The 18,912-nt window shown below is 74.3% G+C and carries 1 protein-coding gene (running past one end of the window); it reads right to left on the bottom strand.

What is annotated here, in order from left to right:
* A protein-coding gene (locus tag ACFUUZ_RS19285; protein WP_378697980.1) for a toxin glutamine deamidase domain-containing protein crosses the window boundary here: on the bottom strand, positions 1-18,789 show its 5' portion. Its footprint begins 12,501 nt before the window's first position; 18,789 of the gene's 31,290 nt are visible here — the first part of the coding sequence; the start codon lies at positions 18,787-18,789; the stop codon falls past the left edge of the window.
* Between the last annotated feature and the right edge of the window lie 123 nt (positions 18,790-18,912).

The following is an 18,912-nucleotide window of genomic DNA, read 5'->3' on the forward strand; positions in this document are numbered from 1 at the left end:
GCCGAACTGCCCGTGCCGGTCGAGGTTCGACGGCCGCGGGATCTCGGCGAGCTCGGCGGGCGTGAGCCGGGCCGGGTGGCGGGGAGCGGTCCGCTGCGTCGAATCGGACGGGATACCGGCGGCGGACGGCGATTCCGGCTGCAGCGGCCCGACCACCTCGTCCACCTGCCCGGTGAGCGCGGCGAGCAGCGCGGGGCCGAAGTCGGCCTGCATCGAGACGACCGAGGCGGTGGTGTCGCTCAGCAGCTCGAGCGGCGGGCGGTCGTAGATGAGCCGGGTCATCGGATCGCACCACAGCGGGCCCTTCGCCCCGAGCGGGTAGATGACCGACAGCGACACCGGCGCGCCGGGGTGGCGCACCGAGCCCGGCGCGTCGGCGCGATCGCCGCGCAGGCTGACCGCCGCCGCGCCGCCCGCGCCGAGCTGCCGGACCTGCTCGTGCACGGCGCGCAGGTGTGCCGCGAGCCGGGCCCGGTCGCCGCCGACGGTCTGCGGCGGGCCGAGCCACCGCATCACCTGCGCCAAGCCGCCGGGCCGCTGGTCCCCGGGCGGGCGCACCGCTGCGGCCTGCACGTACCCGTAGAAGCTGGAGAGGTGCGCGAGCATCGCGTCGTCGGGGTCGACACCTGCCTCGGCGGCTTCCGGGTCGCGGCCCGCCGTCAGGACGAAGGCGCCGCCCGCCGCCTGATTCGTGCGCGGATCACCGCCGACCAGGACGCCGTCGCCGGTGGCGAGCAGCTGCGTCATCCACGCCTGCCGGTCCGGGTCCGCCGCGGTGAGCGCGGGCGGTGCCGGGACCGGGTTGTGCAGCGGCGATAGCCGCGGCTCGGCCGGGAGCGGCCCGGCCCGCTCGGCCCGCGCCTGCCCACCGGTGTGCTCGTTCGATGCGGTGCGGGTCCCCGGCTGCGCGGTGGCGCCAGTGCTCGACGGCTGCACCGACGTGGTGTCGGCGGTGCTCGACGCCTGCACCGACGTGGTAACGCCGGTGCTCGACGCTCGTGCCGACGTGGTGGCGCCGGTGCCGCGCAGCTGCGCGTGCGCGCCTGCGCCGCCCACCTGCGCCGCGAGCCGCCCCGGCGCCCCACGGCCGCGCAGCTGCAGCACCGTGGCGTTGTCCGCGGGCATCGTCATGTCCGGGAAGAACGTGGCGACGTGCGCCATCTGCGCCGCCGTGACGGGGAGGTAGAACGCGTCGTCGGTGACGTCGAGCACGATGCTCGACACGTGGTCGGCGGTGTGCTCGGCCTGCGCGTCCCACCACACCGGTCTCCGTGCGCCCTCCGGGAACACGATCTGGCGTACGTGCGCGTTCTGGGCGATCGGCGCGCCGTCCACCAGCAGCCTGCTGCCGTCGTCGTCCTCGTGGTAGCCCTTGGTCACCACCGCCGCCGCCCAGCGGGGTCCGCGGCGCCGCAGGTCCCGCTGGATCCGCTCCATCTGCTCCTTGCCCTCGGCGCCGTCGGCGAAGCCGCGCCAGGCACCGCCGAAGTACCGCCGCAGCCGCTCCTCGCCCTGGGTGTCGCCGCCGTGCGGCTCCCAGCGGGCGAGCGCCACGTCGGCGTTGCCGAAGAACGCGGAAATACCGCAGGCCGTGGTCTCGGCGCAGTTGTTGTTCCGGCCGAACGAGGCGTAGCCGGGGCCGTTCACCCGCCGCCCGTACGGGAAGGCGCGCGACGGGTAGGCGCTCGGGTCGGCGTACACCACCGGCGCGCCGTCCGGCCCGGTGAGCGCCGCGTCCAGCGCGCGCTGGTCGGCGAGGTCGATCGAGTGCCGGTACCCGCCCGGCCCGTACCGCCGGATGACGTCCGGTCCGGGGACCGGCGGCGGCTCCGCCCCCGGTGTCGCCGCCGCGAGCACCTGGTCCCTGGTCCCCGGGATGAACCGGAGCGGCGCCGAGCCGGCGAGGAGCTCGGGGAAGGGGAAATTCGAGGTCTCCCCGGTGCTCGGGTCGAACCACACCGGGCCGGTCGGCGCCGGCTGCCCCGGCTGCTGCTCCGGGTAGAGCACGAGAACCGTCCTCCCCGGATCCGGCCTGCGCCCCCGCGACCGGCTCCGCCCCGGCACGACCACGAGCGCGGCCGCGCCCGGTCCCAGGCGGTGCACGCCGTCGGTGATGGTGTCCAGCTGCTCGGCCCTGGTGTCGCCGCCGAGCGAGGCGTCCATCAGGCCGCAGCCGAGCCACTTCTCCGCGCGCAGGAACGCATCCGGCTCGTTCCGGCCGGTCCGTTCGGCGTCGGCGGGTCCGCCGGGCACGGACGCCGTCGCCACCCGCGGCAGCCCCCAGAAGGTCGACAGGCCGGAGAGCGCGCTGTCCAGGTCGTCCGCGCGGAGCCGCGACGGCCCGGCGATCAGTTCGCCCCAGGCGATCCCCGCCGGGTCGGCCGGGTTCGACCGCGGGTCCGCCCCGATCACCGGTGCTCCCCAGACCGTCATCGCCTCGGTCAGCCTCTGCTGGGCGGCGCGCGAGGGCGGCAGGTAGTGCCCCGCGGGCCGGGTGTCCGCCGGATCCGGCAGCTGCGCGGGCCGGACCCCGGCGGGCGGCGGCGCCGCGGATTCGCTGTCCGCGGCCGCGAGCAGGGTGCGCCCGTGCTCGCTCACGATGGTGACGAGCGAATCCCCCCGCGAGATCTTGTCGACCGGCGGGCTGTCGTACGACCGGCCGGTGGACATGTCGATCCACTCCGGCCCGCTGCCGCCGATCGGCATGACGACCGCGAAGGTCGTCGTGCCCCGGTCGATCTCGACGCCGTCGATGGTGACGGTCCCGGCGCTGCTCGGGTACCGGAGTGCGACCACGGCCGCCGCGCCCTCACCCCCGTGGGCGACGGCGAGGTGCGCCTCCCACATCCGAGTCGAGATGAACCTGCGGTTCCCGCTGTGGCTGCGCAGCGGCCCGAGCCAGCCGCTCATCCGCTCCAGCGCGGTCCGCCCGCGATCGCCCGCCGCCCGGTAGGCGGGCGCGGCCGGGTACCCGTGGAAGCCCGCGAGGAAGGCGAGCGCGCGCTCGTCCTTGTCGTCGTGGCGATCCGGGCTGTCCGTGCGCGGGACGAGGACTTCGCGCAGCGCTTCCGCGCCCGGCCCCCTGCTCGGGTCGGCGGCGACCAGGAACGCGCCGTCACCGGCGCCGAGCGCCCGCTCGATCCGCCGCTGCTGCCGCGGATCGGCACCGCGGCGGAGCGGTGGCGGCGGCACCGGGTTCGCGGCGGGCGCGAGCCAGGCGCGAGCCGGGGCGGCCGGGCTGCCGCTGCGGCGGCGGCCCCCCGCCGGGGACGGCATGCCGACGCCGACCCCGGTCATACCGGCGGCGCCGACCGCCGCCGGGGGCCGCGCCGCCGGGGCCGGTCGCGGCATCGCGGCGCCGCCCCATGCCGAGGGCCGCAGGTTCGCCGCGCGCGCGATCCGATCGCGCACCCGGCCGAGCCGTCCCGGTGGCCGGTGCCCCCCGGGGATCTCGCCCTTCAGTGACTGGGTCGCATCCCGAATGCGGGTTGCGCTGTCCAGGTGGTAGCGCACGGTGCCGCCGCCCTGGAACTGCGCCGGATCGACCTGGCTGCCGCGCACCGGATCCCACCACACCGGCCCCTGGCCCGCGGGCGACTTCGGTTGCAGCACGACCAGCCTGCGCGGATCGCCGATTCCGTCGTCCACCTCGGCGACCGCGATCATCACGTCGTCCGGCAGCAGGCCCGACCACTCCACCACCCGGTCCTGCACCGCCCGCAGCTTGTCGGCGACCGGCTGCGACCGCTCGTCCAGCGACCGGTACTCGCCCCCGGCGAACAGCGCGGCCAGCGGCTCGTAGTCGAGGGCAGGCTCCAGCGGCCCCGCGGCGGGCGGCACCACCCCGGTCTCCGCCGCCTGCCAGCGCAGCGCCGCGACCTCGGGAATCCCCGCGCCGCACAGCACGAACGAGCGCACCACGTCGCGCGGCCGGGCCGACGGTGACGCCAGCAGCGGTCCGAACGCGGGCCTGCCCGGCTCGACCGGCAGCCCCGGGTGCTGCCCGGCCACGAACTCCGGCTGCCGCGCGCCCAGCGGTGCGCGCAGCGCGCCCTCCACCGCCCGCCGCCGGCGCGCCGCCTCGACCATGCGCTCCGCCGTCGTGGCGACGTAGCTCACCTCGACCACGCGGTCCAGCAGGCTCGGGATGGCGTCCGCCTCCCACACCTGCCCATTGGTCGCATCCACCAGCACCGGGCCCCGATCGGGCTCCGGCGGGCTGCCCGCGGTCTGCTCGGCGGGTACCGGGTAGACCAACGCGAGCGTGTTGAAGCCGGCGATGATCGGCGTCCCGCCGGACCGCGTGCGGATCTCGCCCGCGCGGTCCGTGGCGGCCATCGCCACGCTCAGGTAGGCCCCCGCGCCGGGGCCGAGCGCCGCGACCTTGTCGTACACGGCCCGGAACTGCGCGCTGCCCGAACGCCGGACACCGTCCGCGTCGAACGTCGCGGGCACCATGTGTGCACCCAGGAATCGCTCCGCGACCCGGTGGAAACTCCGGCCGCGGTCCCCCTGGATGCCCCGGTACCGCGGCCCCGCCACATCGGGCACCCCGAAGAAGGTCGAGAGGAACGACAGCGTGCTCTGCGGGTTGTTCGCCGACCGATCCCGCGCGCGCGGCCCCGGGCTGTTGATGTCCTTCACGTACGGCTCGGCCCGCGACGGGAAGGTCCCCGGATGCCGGAACGCCGCGAACCGCCCGTCCTGCGTCCGCATCCGGGCCCGCAGCTTGTCCAGCACGCGCTGATCCCGGCGGCCGTCCACGCCCTCGGTGCGGTCGTCCGAGGGCAGCGGGACCATCGCCACCTCGGCCGAGGCGGGCGCGACGGCGCCCCGATCCGCGGTCGCGGGGTCCGGCCGCTGCCCGGCACGGGCGCCGCCGCCGCCCTTGCCGATCCGCGCCGCGGGATCGGCACCGGCCCTGCCAGGCATGGCCGACCCACCCCACGACAGCAGCCCCGCCCCCTGCTTGAACCAGGTCTTCGCCGAGCTGAAGGAGAAGGGGGCGACGGGGGCGGCGGCGATGAAGCCGTGCGGATCGACCGCCAGCGCCGCCGCCAGCATGTCGTCGCCGTTGCCGACGACGTAGTCGAGCATTCCGGCCCCCTCGATGGCGGGCGGGCCGTCGGTGCTCTCCCCGGTCTCCGTGTTCCACCACACCGGCCCCGTGTCGCCGACCGGCTTCGTCACGACGAACAGCCGCTCCTCGAGGCCCTCGTACACGCGCACCAGCGCCACCGGGTCCGGATTCGACGGCGTGGCCGCGGTCACCGCGGCCTGCACGGTGTCGAGCAGCCCGGCGAGCGGACCGGTTCCGTCGCCGAGCGCCTGCATCCGGCCCGGGAACCAGGAGCGCAGCTTCTCGAACCCGGCGACCGTGTCCCTGGCGCCGTTCTCCGCCCGGATGCCACCGGCATTGGCCTCCGGCCACCACCCCGGCGCGATCATCGGCTGCCCGAGATGGCTCATGATGTAGCCCCGCGCCGCGTCGGCTTTCCGCGCCCCCGGCGCCGCCACCAGCTTCCCGAACCCGGGCAGCCCGGGGCCCGCGCTGCGGTCGGGGTGCTGTCCGCGCAGGAAGCGCCCGGTCGGCCTGCCGCGCGAATCCCGCACCGCCAGCGCCGCCTCCAGCGCCCTGCGCTGCTGCGCACCCGCCGCCATCCGCTTGGCGTTCGACACGACGTACCGCAGCCCGACCGCGTTCTCCAGCACATCGGGCGGCACCTCGAGCCCGCCCCGCCCCGACTGGGCATCCACCCACTTCGGTGTCGGTTTCACCCCCATGGCCCGCTGCTGCGGCGTCAGGACCGGGCAGACCAGGGCGATGGCGTGTGCGCGATCGATCACCGACGGATCGCGGACGACACCGCCGTCGCCGTCCGGTTCGTGGTAGTTGATGCTCACCCACGCGAATGCGCCCTCCCCGAGCGCGGCGACCTTGTCGTACAACGCCTTGAACTGCTCGGCGACCGGCAGCTCACCTCCGTCCGGATTCGGCGCGGCCTCGATGAGCAGCGAATTCAGCAGCCGCTCCGCTACCCGCGGAATCTGCATGCCCGGGTCGCTCCGGTTCGCGCGGTAGCGCGGACCGGCCACATCCGGCACCCCGGCGAAGGTCGACAGCGTCGACAGCGAGGTCTGCGCGCAGTTCACGTTGCGGCCGGGTGCGTCCTGCCCCGGCGCATTCACGTGCTGCACGTACGGATCGTTCGGCGACGGGTAGTTCATCGGATCCTGGAACGCGAGGTACTCCGGCTTCGCCGGATCCGAACCCGGTCTCAGCAGCATCTTCCGCAACGCCGAGAGCGACCGCCGGCCGATGCTGCCGTGAATCCCGGGGAGGTAGTCCGACGACGGCGGATAGATGGCCGCCACTTCGTCGGCCGTCAGCGGCACCGAGTAATCGGCCCCCGCGGGCTGCACCGACCCCGTCGGACTCGGCCCCGCCTGTTCCCCGGCGGCGACCGGTACCCGCGCTGGTGCGTCGACACCAGCCCCGACCGGCGCCGGGGAATCGACACCGGCCTGCACCGTGGCATCGGCGGTGGTGCCGATCCACCGGGCGGGCCAACTCCGCGCCCACTGGGACGACAGGTAGCCCGCGGTACTGGCCAGCCAGGTCTGCACCCGGTCGAAGGAGAAGGGAATCGGCGGACCGATCGGGAAGCCGTTCGGATCGACCGTCGTCGCTGCGGCCAGCAACGCGTCACCGTTGCCGATGACGTAGTCGATCATTCCGTACCGCGCGATCGCGGGCGGTTCCTCGGTGACCTCGCCGGTCTCCGCGCTCCACCACACCGGGCCCTTGCTCCCGACCGGCCTGGTCACCACGAAAAGCCGCTCGTCCGGGCCGACGAAGACCCGCACCAGCGCCACCGGGTCCGGATTGGCCGACGGGGTGGCGGCCAGCTCGTCGTGCACCTCCCGCAGCAGCCCCTCGATCGGTTGACTACCGTCGCCGAGCGAACTCAGCCTGCCGGGGAACCACGAGGACAGCTCCTCGAACGAGCCCTGCGGCGCCCTGGCATCGTCCTCCGCCCTGAACCCGCCGATATTGCCGCCCGGCCACCACCCCGCCGCGGTCCGCGGCCGCCCGAGATGGCTCATGATGAAGGCCCGCGCCGAGTCCGTCTCCCTGGCACCCGGCGCGGCCACCAGCGCCCCGAAGCCGAGCAGCCCCGGCCCCGGCGCCCGGCCGGGATGCCGCCCCCTGGCGAAGGCGCCGGTCGGGCGCCCCTGCTCGTCGTGCACCGCCAGCGCCGCCTCCAGCGCCGCGCGCTGCTTCGCCCCCGCCGCGACCCGCTCGGCGGTCGACGGGATGTACCGCACCCGCAACGCATCCGCGAGCAGCGAGGGCGGCGGCTCGACCCCGCCCTCCCCGGACTGGGCATCGATCCACTTCGGCGTCGGCTTCTTCCCCAGCAGCCGCTGCTCGGGCGTCAGCGTCGGACAGACCAGGGCGACCGCGTGCGCACGATCGGCGACCGGCGTCTTGCCGTCGTCACCGAGCACGAGCCCCCCGGCGCCGTCCGGTTTCCCGTATTCGATCGACACCCAGGCGAACGCGCCCTCCCCGGCCGCGGCGACCTGGTCGTATACCGCCTGGAACTGCTCGGGAACCGACCGGCTGCCCCCCTCCGGCTTCGGCTTCGCCTCGATCTGCAGGGAATTCAGGAACCGCTCCGCTATCGCCGTTGTCCCCATCCCCCGGTCCGCGAGCGCCGTCCGATACCGTGGCCCTGCCACGTCGGGGAGCCCGCAGAACGCGGCGAGCAGCGACAGCGTGGTCTGCGCGCAGTTCACCGCCCGGCCCCAAGCGCTCTGCCCCGGCGCGTTGACGTGCTGCACGTACGGGTCGTCCGGCGACGGGTAGGTCATCGGGTCCTGGAACGCGACGTACTCCGGCTGCGCCGGGTCCGATCCCGGCTTCAGCAGCGCCGTCCGCATCGCCAGCAGCGCCCGGCCGTCGACACTGCCGTGCACCCCGGGGATACCGTCCGACGACGGCGGATGGATCGCCGCCAGCTCCTCCGCCGTCAGCGGCACGGCATGATCGCCCGCCGCCGGACGCACCGCATCGACCGAACTCGGCTCCCCCTGCTCCCCGGCGGCGGCCACCGGAACCGGAGCCGCCGCGTCGACGGCAGGCCCGGCCTGCGCCGACGGGTCGGCACCTGCCCTCGCCGGACCCGCGGGACCGGCAGGACCGGCCGATCGGCTCCCCCGCCACCGCGACGGCACGAGCTTCGCGCCGAGCGCGGCCCAGCTCCGCAGGGAGCCGGGCCGGAACGGCGGCCGCGGCGCGTCCGGGAACCCCTCCGGGTTGGTGCGCAGCACCGCCGCCAGCAATCCGTCGCCGTTCCCGATGACGTAGTCGACCCGCCCCGGCGTGGGGAAGGCAGGCGGGCCGTCGGTGCTCTCACCGGTCGACGCATCCCACCACACCGGGCCTTCGCTCCCGTTCGGCCTGGTGACGACGAACAGCCGCTCGTCCCGGCCGGAGCCGACGCGCACCAGCGCCACCGGGTCGCGGCCGAACTCGGTGGTGGCGGCCATCCGGTCGTGCACCGTCCGGAACTGCCGCTCGGCGGGCTGGACCGCGTTGCCGATCGAGGTCAGCCTGCCGGGGAACCAGGAACGCAGCTGCTGGAACCCGTCAGCCGGGAACCTGGTGGCGTTCTCCGCCGCGACCCCGCCGATATTGGCCTCCGGCCACCAGCCCCCCGCGATCCGCGGCTGCCCGAGGTGGCTCATGATGAACGCCCGCGCCGCGTCCGGCTGCCGCGCGCCCGGCGCCGCCACCAGCTTCCCGAACGCGGGCAACCCCGGCGCCACCGGACGGCCGGGATGCTGCCCCCGCACGAAGCCCTTCGCCCGCCTGCCATCGGCGCCGCGCGCCGCCAGTGCCGCTTCCAGCTCCCGGCGCTGCATCGCCCCTGCCGCCACCCGCTCGGCGTTCGAGGAGATGTAGTGCACCCGAACGGCATCGTCGGTGAAGTCGGGCGATGGGCCGGTCCACTCCTGGCCGGACTGGGCGTCGATCCACTTCGGGGCAGGCAGGACGCCCCGCGCCAGCTCCTCCGGCGAGACCGCCGGGTAGACGAGAGCCAGCGCGTGGGAGTGCGCGATGAACAGGGTCCCGTCGTCGTTCAGGCGGGGGTTGCCGTCCTCGTCGGTGGCCCCGTAGTCGATCGCCACCCAGGCGAAGGCGCCCTCCCCCTGGTCGTCGATCATGTCGTGGATCGCCTGGAACTGCTCGGCGGGCGAACGGTTGCCCCCGTTGCCGTCCGGCGCGGCGTCGATCGCCAGCGAGTTCAGGAAGCGCTCCGCGATCGCGTAGGGACTCATCCCGGGGTCGTCGCTCGTGGGCCGGTAACGCGGCCCGGCGACGTCGGGCACTCCGATGAACGCCGACAGCAGCGACAACGTGGTCTGCGCGCAGTTCACGCTCCGGCCGCGCGCACCCAGCCCCGGCGCGTTCACGTGCTGCACGTACGGGTCGTCCGGCGACGGGTAGGTCATCGGGTCCCGGAACGCCACGTACTCCGGCTTCGCCGGGTCCGACCCCGGCCGCAGCAACGCCTTCCGCATCGCCGACAGCGACTTCGCGGCGATGCTGCCGTGAATGCCCCTGGTGCCGTCGGACGACGGCCGGTGGATCGCCGCCAGCTTGTCGGGTGTCAGCGGCACGGAGCGGTCGGGGCGCGGGGTGGGAGCGGAGACAGGGGCCGGGGCCGGGGCGGGGGCGGGGGCGGGGGCAGGGGCAGCGGGCGCCGCGGTCGCCGGCTTGGCCGGGGCGGACGACAGCAGCTTCAGCATGTCGGCCAGGTTGCTGCCACCCCAGTCCTGCGGCGCCTTCGGTGCCATCGGCCGCGCGTTCGAGTCGACCGCGAGCGCCGCCGTCCTGATGTCCTCCAGACTCGCGACCGCGTAGGTGACGGCGTGCGTGCCGGGCAGGGCGGGGGGGCCGCCCTCGAGCAGCTCCCCGGTCTCGGGGTTCCACCACGTCGGCTCGGTGCCGTCGGGGACCTTCGCCTGGCTGACCACCCACAGCGTTCCCGCGCCGCCGTCCGCGATCCGGACGATGGCCGCCGAGCCTGGTCCGAACGCCGCGCTTCCCACCTCGCGGTGCACGTCGTGCAGCTTGTCCAGGACCGGCGTCGTCCCGTCGTCCTGGAGGCTGCGCCGACCGGAGGCGGGGAACAGGGCGATCAGCGCGTCGTAGAGCGGGGGCGGGTACTTGGCCGCCTGCTCCAGCCGCGCCCCGCCGAGATTGGCCTCCGGCCACCACGGCACCGCGATCTCCGGAAGTCCGGCGGCGCTCAGCAGGAATGCCCGCGCCCCGTCCACCGGCCGCGCTCCCGGCACCGTCACCAGGGACGCGAAGGCGGGCACTCCCGACCGCGCCGGTTTCCCGGGGTGCTGCCCCACGAGGAAGTCGGGCCGTCCCCCCGCCGACGAGCCCGGCGCATCGGCAGGCGTCAGCGCCTCCTCCAGCGCGGCCAGGCGCTCGGCCGCCGCCGCGACCCTGGCCGCCGTCGCGGGGATGAAGGCAACCTCCAGGATCCGTTCCGTGGGAATCTCGGAGACATCGCCCCAGATCAGGCCCGGCTGCGCATCGAACCAGACGGGCTTCGGCGGAGCGTCGGCGGGCTCGTCGTCCCCCTTCGGCGGCACGACGACCGAGAAGGCGTGGCCCTCCACCGCCAGCTTCGGCGTCCCGTCGTCGTTGGTCAGGAGATTCCCGTCGTCGTCGACATCCTGGACGCGGATCGCGACGTACGCGAAGGCTCCTTCGCCGAGCTCCGCCATCTTGGCGTCGATCGCCTCGAACTGCTCCGCGGCGGAGCGCCGGTCACCGGTCGCCGTCTCCGAGGCGGGGACGCCGAGCGAGTTCAGCCACCGCTCCGCCGCCAACTCCGAGTTCTCCGCGACCTTGTCCATGCGGCCCGCTCGGTACCGGGGCGCCGCGACATCGATGACGCCCATGTAAACGGCGAGCGAGGCCATGGTGGTCTGCGCGCAGTTGTAGTTCCGGCCGAGAACGAACATCCCGGGGGCGTTGATGTGGTCGATGAGCCGCGAACCATCGGGCAGGATCGTGCCCGGGTGCAGGAACGCCGCGTATTCGTCGTCCGTGCCGGGGATGCGCAGGTTGTCCCGGAGCCTGCGCAGCGCTTTCGCGTCCTTGCTGCCGTGCATGCCCGGCGTCTTGTCGGCCGCGGGCGGGCGGACGAACCGCCGCTGCTCCGGCGTCAGCGGCACCGCGTGGCCGGGGGCGCGCTGCGTTCCGGTGGACGGCGCTGCCCCGGCCTGCTGCGCGGGCGCGGCCGGGGCGGCATCCTGCGACTGCGCCGCCGCGACTCCCGATTCCGAATTCGCCACGGCGACCTGGGTGGCAGGCCCCGGCGCCGAGTGATTCCCGGCGGCGGGCGCGACGTTCTCGGCCGCGGGCAGCTCCTGCACCGGGGGAATCACCTCGGCCTCGAGCACGAGGGCAGGCCGGAACTCCCCGCTGTTCGGGTCCGGCTCCACCTGGCGGAACCCGGTCACCCGGTACTGCGTCCCGCGCGGCAGCACCAGCTCACCGTGCTCCGCCCCGGTCTGCGCACTGCCGACCCACAGCCCCGGAGTGCCTGCGGGCACGGTGATCTCGAGCTGCACCGGCGCGTTCACGCCCGCCAGGGCCGCGGTGAAGAAGCCGTCCCGGCCCTGCACGCTGCCCAGCAGCTCCCCAGGGTCGACCCCGTCCCACTCCCGGCCGTCCGCGGTGAAGAGCTCGCCCGGGCCGAGCACCCCGTGCACGGCGACGAGCGGCACCGGCAGTGGCTGCGCGACCGCACTGTCGAGCTGTCCGGCATCGCTGCGGAACGCGGCCCGCGTCGGATCTCCGCCCAGGTACCGCATGAGCGTCCGGTACTCCTGGCGATCCGCCCGCAGCTCGTCGATGTGGTTCGCCACGTCGTCCTGCGCGAGCACCCGGTCCACCAGGTCGCGCCGCTCCGGTGTCAGCCCGGGGAGCCCGCGCAGGGCGGCGACCTCCGCCCGCGTGCTCGGCAGCACCCCGCCGTTGAGATCGGTGAGCGTCTCCAATGCGGAGTCGGCGCCGCGCGTCTCGTCGATCGCGCTGTCCAGCGCGGTATCGGGGGTCTGCGCGAGCACGTTCAGCAGCTCGGGATTCGCGATGAACCGGTCGACCGCCGCCCGCTGCTGCGGCGACAGGTTCCGGTACTGGAACCCGAGCTCCGCATCGGCCCGCGCGTCCGCCGCCGAGGCGACCTCGGGCACCGACTCGGTGGGCTGCACGTTCTCGTCGCCGGTGTGCTCGGCATCGACGGCGTGCTCGAACGCCGGCTGGGGCTCGAGGGTCGAGACCGGAATTGGCGCGTTCTCCGCCAGGATCTCGCGCCGCTGCTCGGCGAAGAACTGCCGCGCCACATCGGACTGGACATCGATGGCGGCCATCCGGTCGGCCAGCTCCCGGCCCGACCCCGATACCATCGAAATCCCGTCGAATTCGCCGGTCCCGAGCACCGGTGGCGCCGAGGTGATCTCACCGGTCATCGGCCGCCACCAGACCGGCGGCGGATCGGTTGCCGCACCGGGCTCGCGCGCCGGTCTGAGCACCAGCAGCGGCTCGGTGGTCGAGCCGCGGCGCAGATCGAGCCAGGTCACCGTGCCCGCCTCGGTGGCGGGGTGCGCCATGCCCGCCTGCACGGTATCCAGGTGCTGCTGAATGGTGCGATCCTGCAGGGACAACCGCTCCAGCGGCCGCCCGAAAAGGGCCGTGATCCGCTGCGGGTTACCGTTGCCGACGGGCGAGCCCGCCGTACCGAAGCCGAGGTGTCCCCAGCGCGGCACCGCGAACTGGGGATGGCCGAGGAAGGCCGCCACCGAGGCGATTCCGACGTCGATGGGCCGGAATATCCGGTCGGGCCCGGGTGGGCCGCCGAACAGCACGAAGCTCCCGTAGGCCGGGCCGCCGGACACGGCCGTGTACGTGCCGGGATGCTCGAACCGCGCGAACCCGGAGCCGTCCCGGCCGCGCAGTGCGGCCTCCTGCCGCCCGGCGTGCTCGGATGCCGCTACGTAGAGCTCGTGAGTAGTCAGGATGAACATCACCCCACCGGCCTCGAGGACGTGCGGCGGCAGCTCGGTGCTCTGCCACCCGTCCTGCGCGTCCCACCAGACCGGGCCCTCGTCCACCTGGTCATCGCGGTATTCCGGATAGACCAGCGTGAAGACGTGGCTGTCGACCAGCCGCGGCCGTCCGTCCGGGTGGAGCTGCGGCCTGCCGCGCTCGTCGCGCGCCGGGTACCCGACGAAGATCGACGCCGCGGCACCGGGGCCCGTGGCCTGCACCGCGGCTCGGACGGCCGCGAACTGCTCCGCTATCGGCGCCCGCGGATTCGGCGGCAACTGCTCCTGTGCTCCGAGCTGCCGCGCCAGCCGCTCCCCGCCGCTCCGGCCCGGGGCGTGCCCGCCCGGGTTGAGCACCGGCGCGGCGACGGTGGGTTGCCGGTAGAACGAGGTGAAGCTCGCCTCCACGCACAGCTCGCAGTTGAACTGCCGTCCGACGGAGAACGTTCCGGGCCCGTTGATCGTCGAGCCGACCGCGGGGTGTCCGGCGATCCTGGTGCGCGGATCGAGATGCAGGCGGTAACCGTCCGGCCCGTACGCCGCCAGCTGGCGATCCACGTCCCTGACGTCGACGCTGCCGTACCTGCCTTCGAAGTGGTCGAAGGTCGGCTCGACCGCCGGTGGCGGCAGCGGCCGGATCTCCGCGTCGGCCGAGGGGTCGGCTGGCCCGGCGAGCTCCGGGTCGGCGGGGGCGTGCTCCGGCGCGGGCGGATCCGGTGCCGCGAACACATCGTCCGGCGACTCCCACCGAGGACCGTCGGACCCGGCCGCCCAGTCGTCGACGGAGAGCGCGGCGGGGGGGCCGAGCGCCGCGGTGTTCGTGATCGTGGTGGACTCCGCCGGGCCGGGGAAGACCTCCGCCTCCGCCTCGATCACGAAGGAGTGCCCGGTCGGCGAGCTGTCCGGGTCGACCATCCGGATACCGGTGATGCGATACCCCAGATCCACCGGGAGCGCCACCCGCTGATCGTCGCCTGCACCGACCAGCAGCCCCGTGCTGCCCGGCGGCAGCGCCAGCTCGACCGGCACCGGGCCCGGCGGTTTCGACCCCAGGTCCAGCGAACCCGACGCGTACCCCGGGTACTGCTGCTCGCTGCCGACGAGCAGCTGCGGATACCGATCACCGAGGGGCTGCCCGTCCGCGGCGATCAGCGCGCCCGGGTCCTCGATGCCGACGAGCACCCGCACCGGATCCGGCAGCGGCTCGGCCAGCGCCTCGTCCAGCTCGTCGACCAGCTCCCTGAGCCCGTCCGGCGTCGGCTCGGCGCCGATCGCGTCGGCGAGGGGGGTGACCAGGTCCCGGCTCGCGGCATCGCCGCGCAACCGGGCCAGATCGACCTCGAGATCGTCGTCGTCGGTCGTGACGATGTCGTCGAACAGCCCCGGCTGCTCCACGAACAGCTCCGCCACCTGTTCCTGCCGCGGCGGGAGCGGGCGCCGCAGGGTCTCGCCGTAGCGCCGCGCCGCGGCGGCGTCGGCGAACTGCCGGTAGCCGCCGCCGTCGGTCTCCGGCAGCGGGTACCCGACCCGCGGGTCGGGGGCATCGAACCGGGCGAGCAACTGGTCGCCGGTCGCGGCGACGAAGGAGATCGAGCGCACCGAATCCGCCGGGAACGCGGGCAGCTCCGACGAGGTCGACGCGCCCGCCCGCTTCGGCATCCACCACTTCGGGCGCACCACTCCGTCGGGGCCGGGCTCCGGGTTGATCGCGAGCACCGGCTCGACGTCACCGTTGGCCATCGTGACCTCGAGGAAGGCGACGCCACCCGTGCCGAGGTGCGGCATGAACTGCCCGATCCCGGCCAGCTCCGTGGCGACATCGCTGTGCAGGAGCGAGACGCGCTGCAGCGACTGCCCGAAGAGGTCCTCGACATTGCCCTGACCCCGCAACCGCTCGAACGCCGGGTCGGTGGCGATGCCGCCGGACAGCTCGGCCCGGTGCGGCACCGCGAACTGCGGGTGCCCGAGGAAGGCCGCCACCGAAGCCGTGCCGATGTCGTAGGAGTCGAACTGTTCGTCCGGCGTCGTTCCGGCGAAGAGGACGTAGTGCCCGTAGGGCGTACCGTCGGGCGACGCGGAGTAGGTACCGGGATCCTGGAACCGGGCGAAGCCGGTGCCGTCCGGCGCGCGCATCGCCGCCTCCTGCGCCAGGCCGTGCGTGCGCGCCGCCTCGAAGATCTCCGGCGTGGTGGGGACGAGGTACATGTGGTTGATGTGGGGGGCGTCGGACAGCGCCTCGACCCCCATCTCCCCGCTCTGCGCGTCCCAGAAGACGGGGCGCGGGGGCTCGCCCGGATCGGCGGTCTCCGTCGGGTGCACCACCGCGATGGCGTGCGTGCCGTCGTCGCGGTGGCTGATCAGGGCGCCCGCCGAGCGCGGGCCCGCCGCGCTGATGACCTGTCGCGCCGTGTCGTAGAGCGCCGCACCGTGCGGCCCCGGCGTCCGCGCGGGCAGCGCGACGTGCTTCGAGCCGAACACCCGCGCGAAGCGCGCCAGATTCCGCCTGCTCCAGAGCTTCGCGGACGGCCCGATCACCGGGCGGGCGACATCGGCCGCGCCGTAGAAGTTCCCGACCGCGCGCTCGGTGGTGTCCTGGCAGTTCCTGGTCCGCCCCGGCACCGTGAGCCCGGCGCCGTTGACGAGGGTGCCCACCGCGGGGTGTCCGTCGACCTCGGTGCGCGGATCCAGGAACGGCCGGTGCTCCCGGCTGCCGCCGTAGGCCGCGAGCAGCGCCCGCCGGTCCGCGTCGGCGACCGAGCCGTACCGGCCGGGGAAATCGTCCAGGTTCGGTCGGGTTCCGCCCGCGGTGATCTCCGGTCGCTGGGTGCTCGCCGCGGGCGCCGGGCTCGGGATCTGTTCCGGGGCCGGGCCCGCCGCCACCTCGTCGGGTTGCGACAGCAGCGCCGGGGCCGCTTCGATCGGGCCGGAGAGCCGCGCGGCGGCTCCGTCGAGATGGACCGCGGGCACGGTCTGCCCGCGCGTGCCGTTGCCCGTGCGGCGAACTTCGACCGGTCCCGCCTGCATGGGCAGTACCGCAGGCACCGGAGCCAGCTCGGTGACGTCCGCGGCAGGCGAGTCCGGCTCCGACGCATCCGGCTCCGGCTCGGGTTCGACGCCGTCGTGCAGCGGCGAGGCGAGGTCCCTGGTGCGCGGCAGCCCGGTGCCGTCGCCGGTCCCGGTGAGCGGCACCGCGGTCTGCAGCGGGCGCAGCTGGGGGCGCGAGTTGCCGGTCTCCGCGGACCGTTCCGGCCCGACCCGGCTCTCGCTGCCCGTACGCTCCGAGCCGGGCGCGGGGCCGGTGTTCAGCGCGGCGCCGTTCTCCAGACCGGTTCGGGTGCTCGCGGCGGGCGGGGGAAGCACGCGATCCGCCTGCGGCGGTAGCACACCGTCCGTGCGGAGCGCGTCGTCGCCGTCCAGGTTCGCGACCGGTTGCTCGATCGGTCTCGATCGCTCGAGGATCGGTGCAAAGCCGTCGCTCTGCTGCTCGGTAACCAACGGATCGAACTCGGTCACCAGCGGATCGCTCTGGGTCACCAGCGGATCACCCTCGGTCACCAGCGGATCACCCTCGGTCACCAGCGGATCGCCCTCGGTGAGCTCGCCCTCGACGATCGGGTGGGCCTGCGGCTCCACACCCGGTGTCTCCTGGCCGAGGGGCCGCTCCTGCTCACCGGTGAACTCACCGTCGACGGGCCGCTCGACCGACGAGGACTCGAGATCGGCCTCGTGCAGCCCGGGCTGCGGCTGCTGCCGGTCGCCACCGTGCTCGACGGGCGCCTCCACCACCGGGTGCTCGGCCCGGAGATCGCCCGGCTCCCGCGGCACGCTTTCGTCGCCGTGCTCCGTCCGCACCTCGACCACGGGCGGCTCCGGCCGCTGCTCCGCGGTGAACTGCCGCTGGTCGCCGACCGGCTGCTCGACCGGGCGCGGCCCGGACTCCACATTCACGTCCCGGCCGAGCACCGACTCGGTGCTCCGCCCACCGAACTGCCCATCGCCCCGACCGGGCTCGTCGACGCCCTGCTGCAGCGGTGTCTCCATCCGCGACACCGGACTCTCGACCCCGCCGTGCGGAGACGCGGCTCCCGCGAACTCCCCGCCGCGCCCCCCGGTCTCCAGCGCGGACAGCAGCGGGACGGCGTGCGCCGACGGGATTCCGGCCCGATGCTGGGTCGGCGCCGACGCACTCACCTCGCTCGGCCGCCCCTGCGCGATGCCGGGGTTCTGCACGTTCGCGACGCTGCTCGGGTTGGCCTGCCCGCGGCCGTCGAAGGAACCCGAGCCGTCGATGACCGGCTGATTGCGACCGCCGTCGGTGAACGCGGTGGTGAGCGGAGTAGCGGAGAGCCCGGGGTTGCTGTTCCCGAACCGGCCCCCGTTCTCGTTCTGCGAGGCGCGGCTGTCCACCGAGGACACCGACTGCGCGTCGTCATCGACAGCGGGCGATGGCACCGGCTGCCCGCTGCCCCCGGACTCAGCCACCGGCGCAGGCTTGACGATGTCCTCGTATTTCGGCGGACTGTTGGTGTCGTACGGCGGGGCCGGCTCGTAGGGCGGCGGCGCGGACCAGTCGTCCTTGCCGTCGACCTCGTCCTTGTCCCCCTTCTCGTCCCCGGCCCCGGCGGCGGGATCGCCGAACGACGGCGGCGCCGCCATGAAGCCGCTGACCCCGCCGACGGCACCGACGGAACCGCCCTGGATGAAGCCGCCCACGATCGACTCGGGGGTCAGCGCGTCCGAAATGCTCTGTCCGGCGGCGAGCGTCGCCACGATGCTGCCGCCGATGCCGCCGATGCCGTCGCCCAGCGCGCCGACGAACCCGCCCCGAGCCCCCGCACCCCACGCGTTGTTCATCAGCGCCGCCGCGCCGGGTGAGTTGGCGAGCCACTTGTCGAGGTACTTGTCGGCGAGCTTCATGACCCCGTCGCCGATGGGCTCGCCGACGGCGCCGCCGAGCATGGAGAGCCCGGCCTCCATGAAGTCGTACCCCTTCGACGAGCCGTCCAGGATCATGCTGACCTGCACCAGGCTGTTGAAGGCCAGCTCCTCGAGGGCGCCCTTGAACGCCGAGGTGAGGCCCTGGGCGGCCCCCTTCGCCGTCGGCAGCACCCGCACGCCGTTGAAGAGGTACATCTTCGTGGCCGGGTAGTGCAGCTTGGACAGGAAGTTGGCGACGGCGCGGACGATCGCCTGGTCGACCCCGGCCATGAAGGCCCGCGTGGTCGCGATCAGCCCGGCCTCGACCACGGGCGCGGTGGGCGGGAAGGAGAACCACGCCATCGCGATCTCGATCAGCAGCCAGCACAGCGTCACGATGATCGTGATCTTCTGGCCTTTGATCTCGCTGCCCATCTCGAACGCCATGTCCGCGACGGCCGCCATGCTCTCGGCCAGTTTCTCGAAGGAGCTGTCCCCCTTCAGCAGCTGGTCGAAGGCCGCGGTGATCTCCTCGACGCCGGTGCCCGCGGGGTAGGCCGCCAGCGTCGCCTGCTTGACCGTCTCCACCAGGGACATCAGTGCCTTGGTGTCCTCGGACTTGGCCCGCCAGATGTCATGGACGGCGAAGGCGTTGTCCTCCAGGCCGTCCGGCCACGGCGCACCCGCGACCCAGCCGATCCAGTGCATCTCGGGTGGGAGGTAGAGGTTCATCGCCGCCCGCCGCGGACCCGCGAAGGCAGAGCCACCGCTGACCTCCTGACGCTCCGCCGACCCGCAGGCCGGGCACGCTTCGCGCCGCCGGCCGCTCCAAAGCTTAGGACCCGGCACCCAGGA

This window comes from Nocardia sp. NPDC057353 (assembly GCF_042667085.1).
GTDB lineage: Bacteria > Actinomycetota > Actinomycetes > Mycobacteriales > Mycobacteriaceae > Nocardia.